The following is a 14,955-nucleotide window of genomic DNA, read 5'->3' on the forward strand; positions in this document are numbered from 1 at the left end:
CGGGCGTTCTGGCGCGCCTGGGCGCCCTACTGGCGCGTGGCGCGCGTCAGCTCGGCCCTGGCCAGCATCCCGCAGGCCGAAGGGTAGGCCACTTCTTCCAGCACCAGCGGGTGCGGGGCGGCGAGCACTGACTTCGCATCACGCTGGCGGTCAAGCAGCCGCCGATAGAGCCAGCCGGGCTCCTCGATGCCGGCCCCCACATACAGCGCCGATCCCACAAGCGATCGCACCATGTTGTGGCAGAACGCATCCGCCTGGACCGTGGCCACGATAACCCCGTCGGCGCCGCGGGCAAACTCGAACCGCTGCAGCTCCCGGATGGTCGTAGCGCCCTCACGCGGCTTGCAGTAGGACCGGAAATCCTGGAGTCCCAGCAGCTGCGAGGCGCCTTCGTTGAGGAGCCCGACGTCGAGCTGTTCCTGATGCCACAGCGTGGCCGTCCGGCCCAGCGGGTCCCAGCGGGCAGGTCCGTCCGCGATCCGGTAGCTGTACCGGCGCCAGAGCGCGGCGAACCGCGCGTCGAAGCCCTCGGGGGCGATGGTGACCTTGTGGACCTCGATGGCCCCGGTCAGATCCCCGAGACCCCGGCTCAGGGCGCCGCGAAGCCGCCGCAGCAGCGCGACGGCGGGATCCAGCTCCACGCCGCGGTTGAGGCCCAGCCACTCCGTTTCGCTGAAGTCGACGTGCACCACCTGTCCGCGGGCGTGCACGCCTGCGTCGGTCCGCCCGGCGACCGTGACCCTGATGGGCCTGCGGATGAGCAACGCGATGGCCTCTTCCAGGGTGCCTTGGACGGTACGCCGCCCGGGCTGGACGGCCCACCCGCTGAAGGGTCCGCCGTCGTACGCAAGATCAAGCCGGACACGCAAAAACCCGCCGCCCCCTCTAACGGGGGCAGCGGGTTTCTGGTCGTTCATAACGTCAAGTCTACTGCCGAAAAGGGCAGACTACTCGGCGTCGCCAGCCTGCGCAGCGTCGCCGCCGGCAGGGGCGAAGCCGGCAGCAGCTGCCGACTCTGCGGAGTCGAACCAGACCTCAGCAGTCGTGCTGTCGTACCAGCGGGATCCCGGAACGTGGAACTTCATGGAGTCCTCGTTGCCCTTGACAGCGAAGCCCTCAGGAGCAGCTTCGCCGGCAACAGCAGGCTTGGAGCCGGCGTACTTGGACTCAGCAGCCTCGGTCTCCACAACCTCGGCCTCGGCGGGAGCTTCCTCGGCGGCCGGAGCAGCCTTGTCAGCATCGCGCTTTGCGGCGGAGGTAGCCTCGGCTACAACTGCCTGCTTGGCGGAAACCGGCTCGAGAACCAGTTCGATGACAGCCATGGGAGCGTTGTCGCCCTTGCGGTTGCCGATCTTGGTGATGCGGGTGTAGCCGCCATTGCGGTTCTCCACTGCCTGTGCAATGTCGGTGAACAGCTCGTGCACGATGCCCTTGTCGCTGATCAGGCCGAGTACACGGCGGCGGGAAGCCAGGTCGCCACGCTTGGCGAAAGTGACCAGGCGCTCGGCGTACGGCTTCAGCCGCTTGGCCTTGGTCACCGTGGTGGTGATCCGCTTGTGCTCGAACAGTGCGGCGGACAGGTTCGCGAGCATAAGGCGCTCGTGACTTGCTCCGCCTCCGAGGCGCGGACCCTTAGCGGGGGTAGGCATAATAGTTTCTCCTCATATGGAAGCCGTTGGGCTGCGCACACCGTGGTGCATCCAGCCGGCAGGCCAAGATCTGTTTGTTAGAGCTCGTCGTCGCTGAAAGCGGCGTCGTCCTCTTCAATTGCTGCGGCGCGTGCTGCGAGGTCAAAACCGGGAGGCGAGTCCTTGAGGGACAGGCCCAGTTCAACCAGCTTTGCCTTGACCTCATCGATGGACTTCGCACCGAAGTTACGGATGTCCATGAGGTCGGCCTCGGAGCGGGCCACGAGTTCACCCACGGTGTGGATGCCCTCACGCTTGAGGCAGTTGTAGGAACGGACGGTGAGGTCCAGATCCTCGATCGGCAGGGCCATGTCTGCTGCCAGGGCAGCATCCGTCGGCGACGGGCCAATCTCGATACCTTCAGCTGCGGTGTTCAGCTCGCGGGCCAGACCGAACAGTTCCACCAGGGTGGTACCTGCCGAAGCAACGGCATCGCGCGGGGCGATGGCCTGCTTGGTCTCGACGTCGACAATGAGCTTGTCGAAGTCAGTGCGCTGCTCAACACGGGTAGCTTCCACGCGGAAAGTAACCTTCAGGACCGGCGAGTAGATCGAGTCGACCGGGATGCGGCCGATCTCGGAGTCGCCGGACTTGTTCTGAGCTGCCGAAACGTAGCCGCGGCCGCGCTCGATGGTCAGTTCGAGTTCGAACTTGCCCTTCGAGTTCAGCGTGGCAATGTGCAGATCCGGGTTGTGGAATTCGACGCCGGCCGGCGGAGCGATGTCCGCGGCGGTGACGACTCCCGGGCCCTGCTTGCGCAGGTAAGCAACAACCGGCTCATCGTGCTCGGAGGAAACCGACAGGTTCTTGATGTTCAGGATGATCTCGGTGACATCTTCCTTGACACCCGGAACCGTGGTGAACTCGTGCAGCACGCCATCGATCCGGATGCTCGTGACAGAGGCACCGGGGATGGAGGAGAGCAGGGTACGGCGGAGTGAGTTTCCGAGCGTGTAACCGAAACCGGGCTCCAGCGGTTCAATGATGAAACGGGAGCGGTTATCGGAGACGACCTCTTCGGAGAGGGTGGGGCGCTGTGCAATGAGCACTTAGGTTTCCTTTCGGCGAGCATCCGCTATATGACGCAACACAGGTGGTGGAAAGATCGGTCTGAAGACTTAACGCGGCTGCGCTTGCCCGGACCTGTGAGGGTCCGGGCAAGCACGGTGCGTTGGAAAGCCTTAGACGCGGCGGCGCTTCGGCGGACGGCAGCCGTTGTGGGCGCTGGGGGTTACATCCTGGATGGACCCAACCTCAAGGCCAGCGGCCTGCAGCGAACGGATAGCCGTTTCGCGTCCCGAACCCGGGCCCTTGACGAATACGTCAACCTTGCGCATACCGTGCTCCTGCGCACGCTTTGCGGCGGCTTCGGCGGCCATCTGGGCTGCGAACGGGGTGGACTTACGTGAGCCCTTGAAGCCAACCTCACCGGATGAAGCCCAGGAGATGACAGCGCCATTCGGATCCGTGATGGAAACGATGGTGTTGTTAAAGGTGCTCTTGATGTGCGCCTGGCCAAGCGCGATGTTCTTTTTGTCCTTCTTACGCGGCTTGCGAACCGCGCCACGAGTCTTCGGGGGCATTTTTTCTCCTACAGAAAGTTATCGGGGGGAAGACGAGCGGTTTAGCGCGTCTTCTTCTTGCCTGCAACGGTGCGCTTCGGACCCTTGCGGGTACGTGCGTTCGTCTTCGTACGCTGTCCGCGCACTGGCAGGCCCTTGCGGTGGCGAATACCTTCGTAGCTGCCGATTTCAACCTTGCGGCGGATATCTGCTGCTACTTCGCGGCGAAGGTCACCCTCAACCTTGTAGTTGCCCTCAATGTAATCACGCAGCTGGACGAGCTCGGCGTCGGACAGGTCCTTGACCCGAACGTCCGCGCTGATGCCGGTGGCAGCCAGGGTTTCGTGTGCACGGGTCTTGCCCACGCCGTAGATGTAAGTAAGCGCAATTTCCAACCGCTTTTCGCGGGGAATGTCTACGCCAGCGAGACGAGCCATAGAGGCAGTGCTCCTTGAATAAACCGGAGGTCGTAGGCAGTACACCCGCACAATCCGTGCGGCCCCAGCCTCCGACCGGGGGTTAGCTGTACGGGCCCATATGTCCCAAATCAGCTTGTGCTGCCTTTTATTTACTTGCGTGGGTTAGCAACCCAGGATTTCCCGAAGGGGAAATTAGCCCTGGCGCTGCTTGTGGCGCGGGTTCTCGCAGATCACCATGACCCGGCCATTACGGCGGATCACTTTGCACTTTTCGCAGATCTGCTTGACGCTCGGCTTGACCTTCATGGCGTTCCTTTGCGTGTTGCAGTGGTCAGCTGGACCGGCCTTCGGCTATTGCTCTGGCCGCCCAGTGTTTACTTGTAGCGGTAGACGATACGACCACGTGTCAGGTCGTACGGGCTCAGCTCCACCACTACCCGGTCCTCAGGGAGAATCCTGATGTAGTGCTGGCGCATCTTTCCTGAGATGTGTGCCAGAACGACGTGCTTGTTGGTGAGCTCAACGCGAAACATCGCGTTGGGCAGCGCCTCAGTCACAACGCCCTCGATCTCAATGACCCCGTCCTTCTTGGCCATACCCTCCGCTAACTGTTGTTTGCCGCAGCCCTTCGGTTTGCACCGAAAATCACCGCGGACGTTTTTGATTGATTGGCTGATGCCTCCCGGCCCCAAAAGGGCACAACAGGGCAGACAACCAACAGACAACACTACGCCATTGCGGGCCGAATGTTAAATCCAGTAAGCGTAGCGCACTCAGCCGCCGTATGCACCAAATTCGCCCGCCGGCGTGCTCACGGCCTCCGCGCAGGTGATCCCGTCGAGGATGGCCAGCCGCACGACGTCGGCTGCCGCACTTTGCAGGGTGATGAGGCTCATCTGCCGGGCGGTCTCGCTGCTGCGGTCCAGCGCGAGGGCTCCGGTGGCGAGGCAGAACACCGTGTCCCCGTCCGCCAGGGTGTGGCTGGGATTCAGCGCACGGGCCAGCCCGGCATGGGCGGCCGACGCCGTGCGCTTGCATTCGGCCTTGTCCAGCACGGCGTTGGTTGCGACGACGACGAGGGTGGTGTTCAGCGTGGGTGGCGACGGCGGCGCTGCCGCGCCAACCGAGCCGTTCCCGGCTTCCGCCGCAGGGGCCGAAGCCGGTGGCGTGCCAAATGGAAGTCCCAGCGCATTAACGACGGCCAGCGCCCCTACCACGACCCCGTTCTCCAGGGTGATCGAGGCTGTGCCTACTCCGCCCTTGTATTTGCCACGGCCTATGAGGGCTCCGGTGCCGGCGCCGACGTTGCCGCGTTCGACGTCGTGCGTGATGGGGCGGACGGCGGCGTCCGCGGTGGCCGCATAGCCCATGGCCGCGTCCGGCCGGGCGGCGAAGTCCCCGCCGCGGCCCAGGTCGAAGATCGCCGCTGCCGGCACGATGGGCACCACGCCGCCGGCAACCGCGAACCCCCTGCCGTTCTCCTCGCACCAGCGCTGGGCGCCGTGGGCTGCGGCGAGGCCGAAGGCGCTTCCCCCGGTGAGCACGACGGCGTCGACGGTTCGGGTCAGCGTCGTGGGGTCGAGGGCGTCGGTCTCGTGCGTCCCGGGGCCGCCACCCCGGACATCGACGGAGCCCACCGTCCCGATGGGAGGCAGCACCACCGTCACGCCGCTCAGCCAGCCGTCGCCGGTCCTGCCCGCGTGGCCGACTCTCAATCCCGGCACGTCAGTTATCGCTGTCATGGCTCTATTGTGCGCTCCGGCGCATGGCCGCTGCCCCAATCGCCTCTCCAACGATTTGAAGAATTCCTTGAGAATGTCCGTGTTCCGGACGGGCGCTGTGTAATACTGCTGGCAACACAGCGTTAATAGGCGACGAAGCCTTGGACAACAATGCTCTTCTGGGGTCTTGTGCGGGGGTTCCGCCCACCAACCATGTGGTGAAGTGATAGCAAGGTATCCCGCCCACCCGCCTGCCGCTGGCAGGCCCTGGAACCGTTAGCGACCCGAATGACGCGACAATTGACCGACCGGCCCCGCGCCACCGTCGAGGCCAAACCGGCCCCGACGCCGCGCGCCCGCTGGTCCGCCAGAACCCGCCGGGATTTCTTTGTCTTCCTGGCGCTGGCCCTGCCCAACCTTTTGCTGATTGCGGTCTTCACCTACCTCCCGCTCTTCAACAACATCTATTACTCCACCCTGGACTGGACCCTGGGCTCGGCCTCGGCCACGGTGGTGGGCCTCGACAACTACGTCACCTTCTTCACGAGTGCGGACGCCTCCAAGGTCCTGGGCACCACGGCCGTTTTCACCTTGGTCACGGTGGGCGGCTCGATGCTGCTGGGCCTGCTGGTGGCCCTCGCGCTGAACTCCAGGATCCGCGGCACGACCTTCGCACGCTCCGCCGTCTTCGCCCCGTACGTCCTGAGCGGGGTCGGCGTCGGGCTCGTCTGGCTGTTCATCTTCGATCCGGGCTACGGCGTCCTGTCCTGGCTGCTGCGCGGTATCGGCCAGCAGAGTCCGCAGTGGATCAACGATCCGCAGCTGTCCCTGGTCATGGTCATCATCGTCTACGTCTGGAAGAACCTGGGCTACTGCGCCGTCGTCTATCTGGCCGGGTTGCAGTCGCTGCCTCAGGATGTCATGGAGGCAGCGTCGCTGGACGGCGCCAACGGCTTCCGGCGCTTCCTGAGCATGTCCCTGCCGTTGCTCTCCCCCACCACGTTCTTCCTGCTCATCACCACCATGCTGAGCTCGCTGCAGGCCTTCGACCTGATCCGGATCATGACCCCGCTGGGCAACGGCACCAGCACGCTGATCTACGAGGCCTATCTCCAGGCGTTTGGGGCCTTCAACCGGGCAGGCTACTCGGCCGCCATTTCGGTGATTCTGTTCGCCATCCTGCTCATCATTACCGTGCTGCAGCTGCGGTTCGTCGAACGGAAGGTGCACTACTCGTGAGCACATTGTCGCCCGTCAGCCCGGACCCCGCGGACAACGCCGGCCCTGCTTCCGGTCCGGCCGCAGGCCCCGAGATTCCGCTGCAGCGCCACAAGCCGTTCTCCCGGGCAAACCTGGCCCAGACGGTTGCCGGCGGCTACCTTCCGCTGATCCTGGCCACCCTTGTGGTGTTCCTGCCCCTGTTGTGGATGGTGCTGAGCTCATTCAAGCTGCCCGGTGAAATCATCACGATGGACCTGCAGATCCTGCCCAAAAGCCTGAACTTCGAGAACTACAACATCGCCATGACGACGGTGCCGTTCGCTCAGTTCTTCGTGAACAGCCTGATCGTCACCGGCGTGGGCGCCACCATCAAGGTCCTGCTGGCCATCCTGACCGCGTACGCCCTCGTGTTTGTCCGGTTCCCTTACAAGAACGTCATCTTCGTGCTGATCCTCGTGGCCCTGATGGTCCCGCCGCAGGTGTCCATCCTGCCCAACTACATCCTGATCGCGGGCATGGGCGGCAAGAACACCCTGTGGGGCATCATCCTCCCGGGCCTGGGCACGGCGTTCGGCACCTTCCTGCTGCGCCAGCACTTCATGACGCTTCCCGCTTCCATCCTGGAATCCGCCGAGATCGACGGCGCCGGTCACTGGCGCCGCCTCTGGCAGATCGTGGCACCGGTATCCGGGCCCTCGATCGCCACGGTGGCGCTCGTCGTCGTCGTGAGCGAATGGAATGACTACATCTGGCCGCTCATCATCACGGACCGTCCCGAAACGATGACGCTGCCGGTGGGCCTGACGCTGCTGCAGAACTCCGAGGGCAACGGCTCCGGCTGGGGCATCCTGATGGCCGGGGCCGTGCTCGTGATCGTGCCCATCCTGCTGGTCTTCGCGGCGCTGCAGCGCTACATCGTGGCCGGCCTGACCCAGGGCAGCGTCACCGGGTGACGCCGCCCCCGGCGCACTCCCCCCTTTACACAATCATCACCAATCAACGAGTCAGCATCATCGAGAGGATCCACCATGGCATCGAATCTTGACCGCCGGCATTTCCTGGGACTGGCAGGCGCCGGGGCAGGTGCCGCCGCACTGGCTGCCTGCGGGGGCCCGTCCACCGGAGGCACCACGCCTGCCACCAGCGCCGCCGACATCGATTTCAGCGGGGTAAAGCCCGCAGCCTCAATCGATTTTTGGTCCAACCACCCGGGCAAGTCCCAGGACGTGGAGAAGGCCATCATCGAGCAGTTCCATGCCAAGTTCCCCGAGATCAAGGTCAACCTGGTCACCGCCGGGGCCAACTATGAGGAAATCGCCCAGAAGTTCCAGACCTCGCAGGCCGCGAAGTCCGGCCTTCCTGGCCTCGTGGTCCTCTCCGATGTCTGGTGGTTCCGGTACTACTCCAACGGCAACATCATCGCCCTCGACAGCCTGATCAAGCAGCTGGACGTGAAGGTGGATGACTTCCAGAAGTCCCTGATCGCCGATTACCAGTACGAGGACAAGCAGTGGGCGCTCCCCTACGGCCGCTCCACCCCGCTGTTCTACTACAACAAGGACCACTTCAAGGCTGCCGGGCTGCCGGACCGCGCCCCGAAGACGTGGCAGGAGTTTGCCGAGTGGGCGCCCAAGCTGAAGGCAAGCTCCGGCGCCCAGTACGCCTACATCTACCCCGCCCTGGCCGGCTACGCCGGCTGGACGCTACAGAACAACCTGTGGGGCTGGGGCGGCAGCTGGTCCAACGAGTGGACCTTCAACTGCGACTCCGCCGAGTCCGTCGCCGCACTGCAGTGGGCGCAGGACTCCATCTTCAAGGACAAGTGGGCAGGGGTCTCGTCCAAGGAAGCTGCCGATGACTTCGCCGCAGGCATCACCTCCTCCACGATCTCCTCCACGGGTTCGCTGCTGGGCGTGCTGAAATCCGCGACGTTCAACGTGGGCGTGGGCTACCTGCCGGGAGGTCCGAAGAACGAAAGCCCGGTGTGCCCCACCGGCGGTGCCGGCCTGGGCATCCCCAGCGGGGTCAGCAAGGAGGTCCAGCTCGCGGCCGCCACCTTCCTGAAGTTCATGACGGAACCGGAAAACACCGCGCAGTTCTCCGCAGCGACCGGGTACATGCCCACCCGCACCTCGGCCGACATGACCGCCGTGCTCGCCGCAACCCCGCAGATCAAGACCGCCATGGACCAGCTTGCCGTCACCCGGGTCCAGGACAACGCCCGCGTGTTCCTGCCGGGCGCGGACCAGGAGATGGCGAAGTCCGCCGCAGCCATCCTCACCCAGCAGGGCGACGTCAAGGCCACCATGACGGCGCTCAAGGCCACCCTGGAGGGTATCTACAACAAGGACGTGAAGCCCAAGCTCAAGAGCTGACGCGGCTCCGGCTTCTCCCCGCTACGACGAATCCCTGGCGACGCTGGTATTCCAGCATCGCCAGGGATTCTTCGTGTCACAGGCGCTCACGCGCGGCGCAGGCCGTTTAGCGCACCGCCCGCGGTTCTGCGCGTCACTATAGGCCTGGGATTTAGGGGATCGGGACGGGCACGACGCCGAGCGGGGCCAGTTTCGCGGCCCCGCCGTCGGGCGCGGACAGGACCCAGATGCCCTTCTCGTGGACGGCCACGGAGTGCTCCCACTGGCAGGAGCGCTTGCCGTCGGTTGTCACGACCGTCCAGTCATCGTCCAGCACGGCGGTTTCGATGCTTCCGCGTACCAGCATCGGTTCGATCGCCAGGCACAGGCCCGGACGGATCTTGGGTCCGCGGTGGTTGGTGCGGTAGTTCGGGACATCCGGGGCCATGTGCATCTCGGAGCCAATCCCGTGGCCCACATAGTCCTCGAGGATGCCCAGGGGCTTGCCGGGCACGGAGGAGACGTAATCGTCCACGGCGTTGCCGACGTCGCCAACGAACTTGCCGGTCGCCAGGGCGGCGATCCCGTGCCACATCGCGGCCTCGGTGACATCGGAGAGCCGCTGGTCCTCGGGGTCAGCGGTGCCCACGATCACGGTGCGGGCGGAGTCGGAGTGCCAGCCGTCCAGGATGGCGCCGCCGTCGATCGAGAGGATGTCCCCGTCCTGCAGGACACGGGTGCCGGGGATGCCGTGCACCACTTCCTCATTGACCGAGGTGCAGACCGTGGCGGGGAAGCCGTGGTAGCCGAGGAAGTTCGACGTCGCGCCGGCGTCCTTGAGGACCGCGGCAAACACGGCGTCAAGGTCCTTGGTGGTCTTTCCCGGGGCGGCAGCCGCCACGGCAGCGTCAAGGGCGCGGCTGAGCACGAGCCCGGCCGCGTGCATGGAACGCATCTGGGCGTTGGTCTTGTATTCGATGCGTGGCTGGCCGAATGCCATCCGCCACTTCCTTTCGTTCAGGCTGCGCCACCCCGGGAGGCGGACCGCCAAATGGCTGAGGCCCCTCCCGGCGTTCGGGAGGGGCCTCGAAGTTCGTGGGCCGATCAGGCCGACTGGGCCTCTTTGATGGCCTGCATAACGCGGTCGGTGACCTCGTCGATGCCGCCGATGCCGTCGACCCGGGTCAGGATGCCGCGGTCGGCATATTTGGCGACGACAGCCTCCGTCTGGCTGTGGTACAGGTCGAGCCGGTGCCGGATGACGGCTTCGTTGTCGTCGGTGCGTCCGGTTTCCAGTGCCCGGCCCAGCAGGCGGGCGACGAGTTCCTCATCATCGGCCGTGAGCTGCAGGACGACGTCGAGCTTCTCGTCGCCGTCGGCGAGGATCCCGTCGAGGTAGTCAACCTGCGCGGTGGTGCGCGGGTAGCCGTCCAGCAGGAAGCCGTTCTCGACGTCGTCCTCGCTGAGGCGGTCGCGGACCATCTTGTTGGTCACGCTGTCCGGAACGAAGTCGCCCGCGTCCATGTACTTCTTGGCTTCGATGCCAAGCGGCGTCTCACCCTTGACGTTGGCGCGGAAGATGTCTCCCGTGGAGATCGCAATAACGCCGAGGCGCTCTGAAATGCGCTCCGCCTGCGTTCCCTTGCCGGAGCCGGGAGGTCCGATAATCAACATTCTCGTCATCGCAAAAGCCCTTCGTAGTGACGCTGCTGTAGCTGCGCATCAATCTGCTTGACGGTCTCCAAACCTACGCCGACCATGATCAGGATCGAGGTGCCACCGAACGGGAAGTTCTGGTTGGCGTTGATCAAGACCAGTGCGACCAGCGGGATCAGTGCCACAAAGCCAAGGTACAAGGCACCCGGGAGGGTGATCCTGGAAAGCACATACTGGAGGTAGTCCGCGGTCGGCTTGCCGGCACGGATACCCGGAATGAAGCCGCCGTACTTCTTCATGTTGTCAGAAACTTCTTCAGGGTTGAAAGTGATCGCAACATAGAAGTAAGTGAAGAACACAATCATGGCGAAGTAGAGCGCCATGTAGATCGGGTGGTCACCCCGGGTCAGGTTGTTGTTGATCCACTCAACCCAGGGTGCAATCGGCTCGCCCGGAGCCGGCTGGTTGAACTGGGAGATCAGGCCCGGCAGGTACAGCATCGAGGACGCGAAGATGACTGGCACGACGCCGGCCATGTTCACCTTGATCGGGATGTACGTGCTGGTGCCGCCGACGGTGCGGCGGCCGATCATCCGCTTGGCGTACTGCACCGGGATACGGCGCTGGGACTGCTCCACGAAGACCACCGCGGCCACAGTCAGCAGCCCGATGACCAGGACCATAAAGAACGTGCCCGGGCCCTGCGAGGTCCAGATGGCACCCAGCGAACCGGGGAAGCTCGAGACGATCGAGGTGAAGATGAGCAGCGACATGCCGTTGCCGACACCCTTTTCGGTGACGAGCTCACCCATCCACATGATGAGGCCGGTGCCGGCCGTCAGCGTGATGATAATCAGGATCGTGGTGACGACGCTGTCGTCCGGGATGATCGGAAGCTGGCAGTTCGGCAGCAGCTGGCCGGAACGCGCCAGCGACACCAGGGTCGTGGCGTTCAGCAGGCCCAGGGCGATCGTGAGGTAACGCGTGTACTGCGTCAGCTTCGACTGGCCGGCGGCGCCTTCCTCATACAGCTCCTGGAAGCGGGGAATCACCACCCGCAGCAGCTGGACGATGATGCTTGCCGTGATGTACGGCATGATGCCCAGGGCGAAGACGGACACCTGAAGCAATGCACCGCCGCTGAACAGGTTGACGAGCTGGTAGATGCCGCCCGAGGTCTGACCGTTCTGCAAGCATTGCTGGACATTCTGGTAGTTCACACCAGGCGAGGGGATGAAGGCACCCAAGCGGAAGATTGTGATGATTCCCAGCGTGAACAACAACTTGCGTCGCAGATCAGGCGTGCGAAAGGCCCGGCCAAATGCGCTAAGCAAGCGTCCTCCTGAGTAATAAGTAAAGTCGTGTGAGAAAGGTCAAATAAACCCAACAACCGAGTCTAACGGGTGTTCGCGCCCTGCGGACAATCGCAGGGCCGCAGAAAATAAAAAAAACTCCCGGCACCCGGGGCGCGAGCCCCTGGTGCCGGGAGTTTCCACAACGGGCAACTGCCCCGCCGCCTCGTTAGAGGGCGGTGGTGCTGCCGCCTGCTGCAGCAATCTTTTCTGCGGCGCTGGCCGAGAATGCGTGGACGGTGACGTCAACCTTGACGGTGATGTCGCCGGTGCCAAGCACCTTGACGGGCTGGTTCTTGCGAACGGCACCCTTTTCGACCAGGTTCTCCACGGTGACTGCGCCACCTTCCGGGAACAGCTCGTTGAGCTTGTCCAGGTTTACAACCTGGTACTCAACCCGGAACGGGTTCTTGAAGCCGCGCAGCTTCGGCAGGCGCATGTGCAGCGGCAGCTGGCCGCCGGCAAAGCCAGCCTTGATCTGGTAGCGGGCCTTCGTACCCTTGGTACCGCGACCGGCGGTCTTACCCTTGGAACCTTCGCCACGACCAACACGGGTCTTGGCGGTTTTGGCACCCGGGGCGGGACGCAGGTGGTGAACCTTCAGTGCGTTCTGCTTCTCAGCAGCGGCGCCCTGTGCCTTTTCGGCGGTGTTTTTCTCTGCCATTTACTTCGCCTCCTCTACCTTTACCAGGTGCGGAACCGTGTTGAGCATTCCGACGGTCACGGCGTCGGCGGTGCGGACAACGGTGTGTCCGATCCGCTTCAGGCCGAGGGACCGCAGGGTGTCGCGCTGGTTCTGCTTGCCGCCAATGGACGACTTGATCTGAGTGATCTCCAACTTTGCGTCAGAGACAAGCACGTTCTTAGCCATGACTCAGACACCTGCCTTCTGGTTCAGGAGCGCCTTCACCATTGCCGGCGGAGCGATCTCGTCGAGCGGGAGGCCGCGGCGTGCTGCCACTGCTGCCGGCTCTTCGAGGCGCTTCAGCGCGTCAACGGTCGCGTGCACGATGTTGATGGCGTTGGAAGATCCGAGCGACTTGGAGAGGATGTCGTGGATGCCCACGCACTCCAGTACTGCACGGACCGGACCGCCGGCGATAACACCGGTACCGGCGGACGCCGGACGCAGCATGACGACGCCTGCGGCGGCCTCACCCTGGACGCGGTGCGGGATGGTGCTGCCGATGCGGGGAACGCGGAAGAAGGACTTCTTGGCTTCTTCAACGCCCTTCGCGATTGCGGCAGGAACTTCCTTGGCCTTGCCGTAGCCAACGCCGACCATACCGTTGCCGTCACCGACGACGACGAGGGCGGTGAAGCTAAAGCGACGACCACCCTTGACGACCTTGGAAACACGGTTGATGGTTACGACGCGCTCTACGAACTGGCTCTTCTCGGCTTCGCGGCCACCATCGCGGCCACCACGGCCACCACGGTCTCCACGGCCCTGGCCCTGGCCGCGGTCGCCACGCTCGCCACGACGAGCGCCACCACGGGCGGCGTCGGTGGTAGCAGGCGCAGCGGTCTCAGTTGCCGGAGCAGCTACAGCTTCAGTCACCTGAATGTCCTTTTCGTTATTTTCGGTCACAGTGACAGCCCACCTTCACGTGCGCCGTCAGCGACGGCGGCGATCCGGCCGTGGTACTTGTTACCACCGCGGTCGAAGACAACAGCTTCGATACCGGCAGCCTTGGCACGCTCGGCGACGAGCTCGCCAACGCGCTTGGCCTTGGCAGTCTTGTCACCTTCGAATGCACGAAGGTCGGCTTCCAAAGTGGAGGCGCTCGCTACGGTCAGGCCCTTGGTGTCATCGACAACCTGGACGAATACGTGGCGTGCGGAACGGTTGACGACCAGACGAGGACGTACAGCCGTTCCGGAGATGCGCTTGCGGATACGAAGCTGGCGACGGCTGCGCTGGGCAGACTTGCTCTTGTTCGTACGCTTCTTGTTAATTGCGATCGCCATGGTTACTTACCAGCCTTTCCGACCTTGCGGCGGATGACTTCGCCTGCGTAGCGGATGCCCTTGCCCTTGTAGGGGTCCGGCTTCCGCAGCTTGCGAATGTTGGCAGCAACCTCGCCGACCTGCTGCTTGGAGATGCCTGAAACAGAGAGCTTGGTCGGGGTCTCTACTGCAAAGGTGATGCCGTTCGGTGCCGTGATGTTGACCGGGTGGCTGTAGCCAAGAGCGAACTCCAGGTCAGATCCCCGTGCCTGAACGCGGTAACCAGTACCAACGATTTCAAGCTTCTTCTCGTAGCCTGCGGTGACGCCCTGGATCATGTTGGCGATCAGGGTGCGGGTCAGGCCGTGCAGCGAACGTGAGGCGCGCTCGTCGTTCGGGCGGGCGACAGTCAGGGTGCCATCTTCCAGGGAAACCTCGATCGGGCTGGGCACAGTGTGGCTCAGCTCGCCTTTGGAACCCTTGACATTGACGACAGAGCCGTCAACCTTGACCTCAACGCCGGCAGGAACGGTGATGGGGAGACGTCCAATACGTGACATTATTCTCTTCCTTTCCCGTTACCAGACGTAAGCGAGGACTTCGCCGCCCACGCCCTTCTTGCCGGCCTGCTTGTCAGTCAAGAGGCCGGAAGAGGTGGACAGGATTGCGACACCCAGGCCACCGAGCACGTGCGGCAGGTTGGTGGACTTTGCGTAAACGCGCAGTCCCGGCTTGGAAATACGACGAACGCCAGCGATTGAACGCTCGCGGTTCGGACCGAACTTGAGCTCGAGGGTCAGCTTCTTGCCAACCTCAGCGTCTTCTTCTTTCCAGGAGGCGATGTAACCTTCGGCCTTCAGGATGTCGGCAACGCGTGCCTTGAGCTTGCTGTACGGCATAGACACGGAATCGTGGTATGCCGAGTTTGCGTTGCGCAGACGCGTAAGCATGTCTGCGACGGGATCTGTCATTGTCATGGTGGGCTCTTGCCCTTCCTCATAACGGTTTCCGCCGTGCAGGTTTTCCCGAACG

General features: G+C 63.8%; 20 protein-coding genes. 3 read left to right on the plus strand and 17 right to left on the minus strand.

Annotated features, from left to right (window positions below; all coding sequences use genetic code 11):
* Positions 1 to 26: 26 nt before the first annotated feature.
* From ASPU41_RS00705 to ASPU41_RS00740, 8 genes are all read right to left on the minus strand, one after another.
* Positions 27 to 917, minus strand: a complete 891-nt coding sequence (locus ASPU41_RS00705; protein WP_069949281.1) for a tRNA pseudouridine synthase A — start codon at positions 915 to 917, stop codon at positions 27 to 29.
* A gap of 30 nt (positions 918 to 947) precedes the next feature.
* On the minus strand, positions 948 to 1,649 hold the full coding sequence (gene rplQ, locus ASPU41_RS00710) for a 50S ribosomal protein L17, sunset domain variant (protein ID WP_069949282.1): 702 nt from the start codon (positions 1,647 to 1,649) through the stop codon (positions 948 to 950).
* A 77-nt stretch (positions 1,650 to 1,726) separates the two neighbouring features.
* Positions 1,727 to 2,737 (minus strand): DNA-directed RNA polymerase subunit alpha, encoded by a 1,011-nt coding sequence (locus tag ASPU41_RS00715; protein ID WP_024366109.1) that lies wholly within the window; start codon positions 2,735 to 2,737, stop codon positions 1,727 to 1,729.
* Positions 2,738 to 2,869: 132 nt separating this feature from the next.
* Positions 2,870 to 3,271 carry a 30S ribosomal protein S11 gene (gene rpsK, locus ASPU41_RS00720; protein WP_018773682.1) on the minus strand — a complete coding sequence of 134 codons (402 nt, stop codon included), beginning with the start codon at positions 3,269 to 3,271 and terminating at the stop codon, positions 2,870 to 2,872.
* 41 nt (positions 3,272 to 3,312) lie between these two features.
* Positions 3,313 to 3,687, minus strand: a complete 375-nt coding sequence (gene rpsM / locus ASPU41_RS00725) for a 30S ribosomal protein S13 (protein ID WP_024366110.1) — start codon at positions 3,685 to 3,687, stop codon at positions 3,313 to 3,315.
* A 174-nt stretch (positions 3,688 to 3,861) separates the two neighbouring features.
* Positions 3,862 to 3,975, minus strand: a complete 114-nt coding sequence (rpmJ, locus tag ASPU41_RS00730; RefSeq protein ID WP_009358722.1) for a 50S ribosomal protein L36 — start codon at positions 3,973 to 3,975, stop codon at positions 3,862 to 3,864.
* A gap of 68 nt (positions 3,976 to 4,043) precedes the next feature.
* A complete protein-coding gene (gene infA / locus ASPU41_RS00735; RefSeq protein WP_011775571.1) occupies positions 4,044 to 4,265 on the minus strand; it encodes a translation initiation factor IF-1 in 222 nt (73 codons plus the stop codon).
* Positions 4,266 to 4,442: 177 nt separating this feature from the next.
* Positions 4,443 to 5,411: a P1 family peptidase gene (locus tag ASPU41_RS00740; protein WP_069949283.1), complete on the minus strand. Its 969-nt coding sequence runs from the start codon at positions 5,409 to 5,411 to the stop codon at positions 4,443 to 4,445.
* 267 nt (positions 5,412 to 5,678) lie between these two features.
* Between ASPU41_RS00740 and ASPU41_RS00745 the strand changes: the two genes are divergently transcribed.
* From ASPU41_RS00745 to ASPU41_RS00755, 3 genes are all read left to right on the plus strand, one after another.
* A complete protein-coding gene (locus tag ASPU41_RS00745; protein ID WP_197515721.1) occupies positions 5,679 to 6,629 on the plus strand; it encodes a carbohydrate ABC transporter permease in 951 nt (316 codons plus the stop codon).
* Between the two features lie 74 nt (positions 6,630 to 6,703).
* Entirely contained in the window at positions 6,704 to 7,564 is an 861-nt protein-coding gene (locus ASPU41_RS00750) for a carbohydrate ABC transporter permease (RefSeq protein ID WP_442856259.1), read from the plus strand.
* Positions 7,565 to 7,639: 75 nt separating this feature from the next.
* Positions 7,640 to 8,986 (plus strand): ABC transporter substrate-binding protein, encoded by a 1,347-nt coding sequence (locus tag ASPU41_RS00755; RefSeq protein WP_069949285.1) that lies wholly within the window; start codon positions 7,640 to 7,642, stop codon positions 8,984 to 8,986.
* Positions 8,987 to 9,137: 151 nt separating this feature from the next.
* Here ASPU41_RS00755 and map read toward each other — a convergent pair whose 3' ends face one another.
* From map to rpsH, 9 genes are all read right to left on the minus strand, one after another.
* On the minus strand, positions 9,138 to 9,965 hold the full coding sequence (gene map / locus ASPU41_RS00760; RefSeq protein WP_069949286.1) for a type I methionyl aminopeptidase: 828 nt from the start codon (positions 9,963 to 9,965) through the stop codon (positions 9,138 to 9,140).
* Between the two features lie 104 nt (positions 9,966 to 10,069).
* Positions 10,070 to 10,639: an adenylate kinase gene (locus ASPU41_RS00765; protein ID WP_197515809.1), complete on the minus strand. Its 570-nt coding sequence runs from the start codon at positions 10,637 to 10,639 to the stop codon at positions 10,070 to 10,072.
* Between the two features lie 5 nt (positions 10,640 to 10,644).
* The gene (gene secY, locus ASPU41_RS00770; protein WP_069949288.1) at positions 10,645 to 11,955 is read right to left on the minus strand and encodes a preprotein translocase subunit SecY; all 1,311 of its coding nucleotides are present in this window, start codon (positions 11,953 to 11,955) and stop codon (positions 10,645 to 10,647) included.
* Between the two features lie 187 nt (positions 11,956 to 12,142).
* Entirely contained in the window at positions 12,143 to 12,637 is a 495-nt protein-coding gene (gene rplO, locus ASPU41_RS00775; RefSeq protein ID WP_011692793.1) for a 50S ribosomal protein L15, read from the minus strand.
* Positions 12,638 to 12,844 (minus strand): 50S ribosomal protein L30, encoded by a 207-nt coding sequence (gene rpmD, locus ASPU41_RS00780; RefSeq protein WP_069949289.1) that lies wholly within the window; start codon positions 12,842 to 12,844, stop codon positions 12,638 to 12,640.
* 3 nt (positions 12,845 to 12,847) lie between these two features.
* Entirely contained in the window at positions 12,848 to 13,534 is a 687-nt protein-coding gene (gene rpsE, locus ASPU41_RS00785; protein ID WP_197515722.1) for a 30S ribosomal protein S5, read from the minus strand.
* Between the two features lie 26 nt (positions 13,535 to 13,560).
* Positions 13,561 to 13,944: a 50S ribosomal protein L18 gene (gene rplR / locus ASPU41_RS00790; protein ID WP_069949291.1), complete on the minus strand. Its 384-nt coding sequence runs from the start codon at positions 13,942 to 13,944 to the stop codon at positions 13,561 to 13,563.
* 2 nt (positions 13,945 to 13,946) lie between these two features.
* Positions 13,947 to 14,483 carry a 50S ribosomal protein L6 gene (rplF, locus tag ASPU41_RS00795; RefSeq protein ID WP_069949292.1) on the minus strand — a complete coding sequence of 179 codons (537 nt, stop codon included), beginning with the start codon at positions 14,481 to 14,483 and terminating at the stop codon, positions 13,947 to 13,949.
* Positions 14,484 to 14,501: 18 nt separating this feature from the next.
* Positions 14,502 to 14,900, minus strand: a complete 399-nt coding sequence (gene rpsH, locus ASPU41_RS00800; RefSeq protein WP_056425243.1) for a 30S ribosomal protein S8 — start codon at positions 14,898 to 14,900, stop codon at positions 14,502 to 14,504.
* Positions 14,901 to 14,955: the final 55 nt, after the last annotated feature.

The sequence above is a fragment of the Arthrobacter sp. U41 genome (assembly GCF_001750145.1).
Classification (GTDB): Bacteria; Actinomycetota; Actinomycetes; order Actinomycetales; family Micrococcaceae; genus Arthrobacter.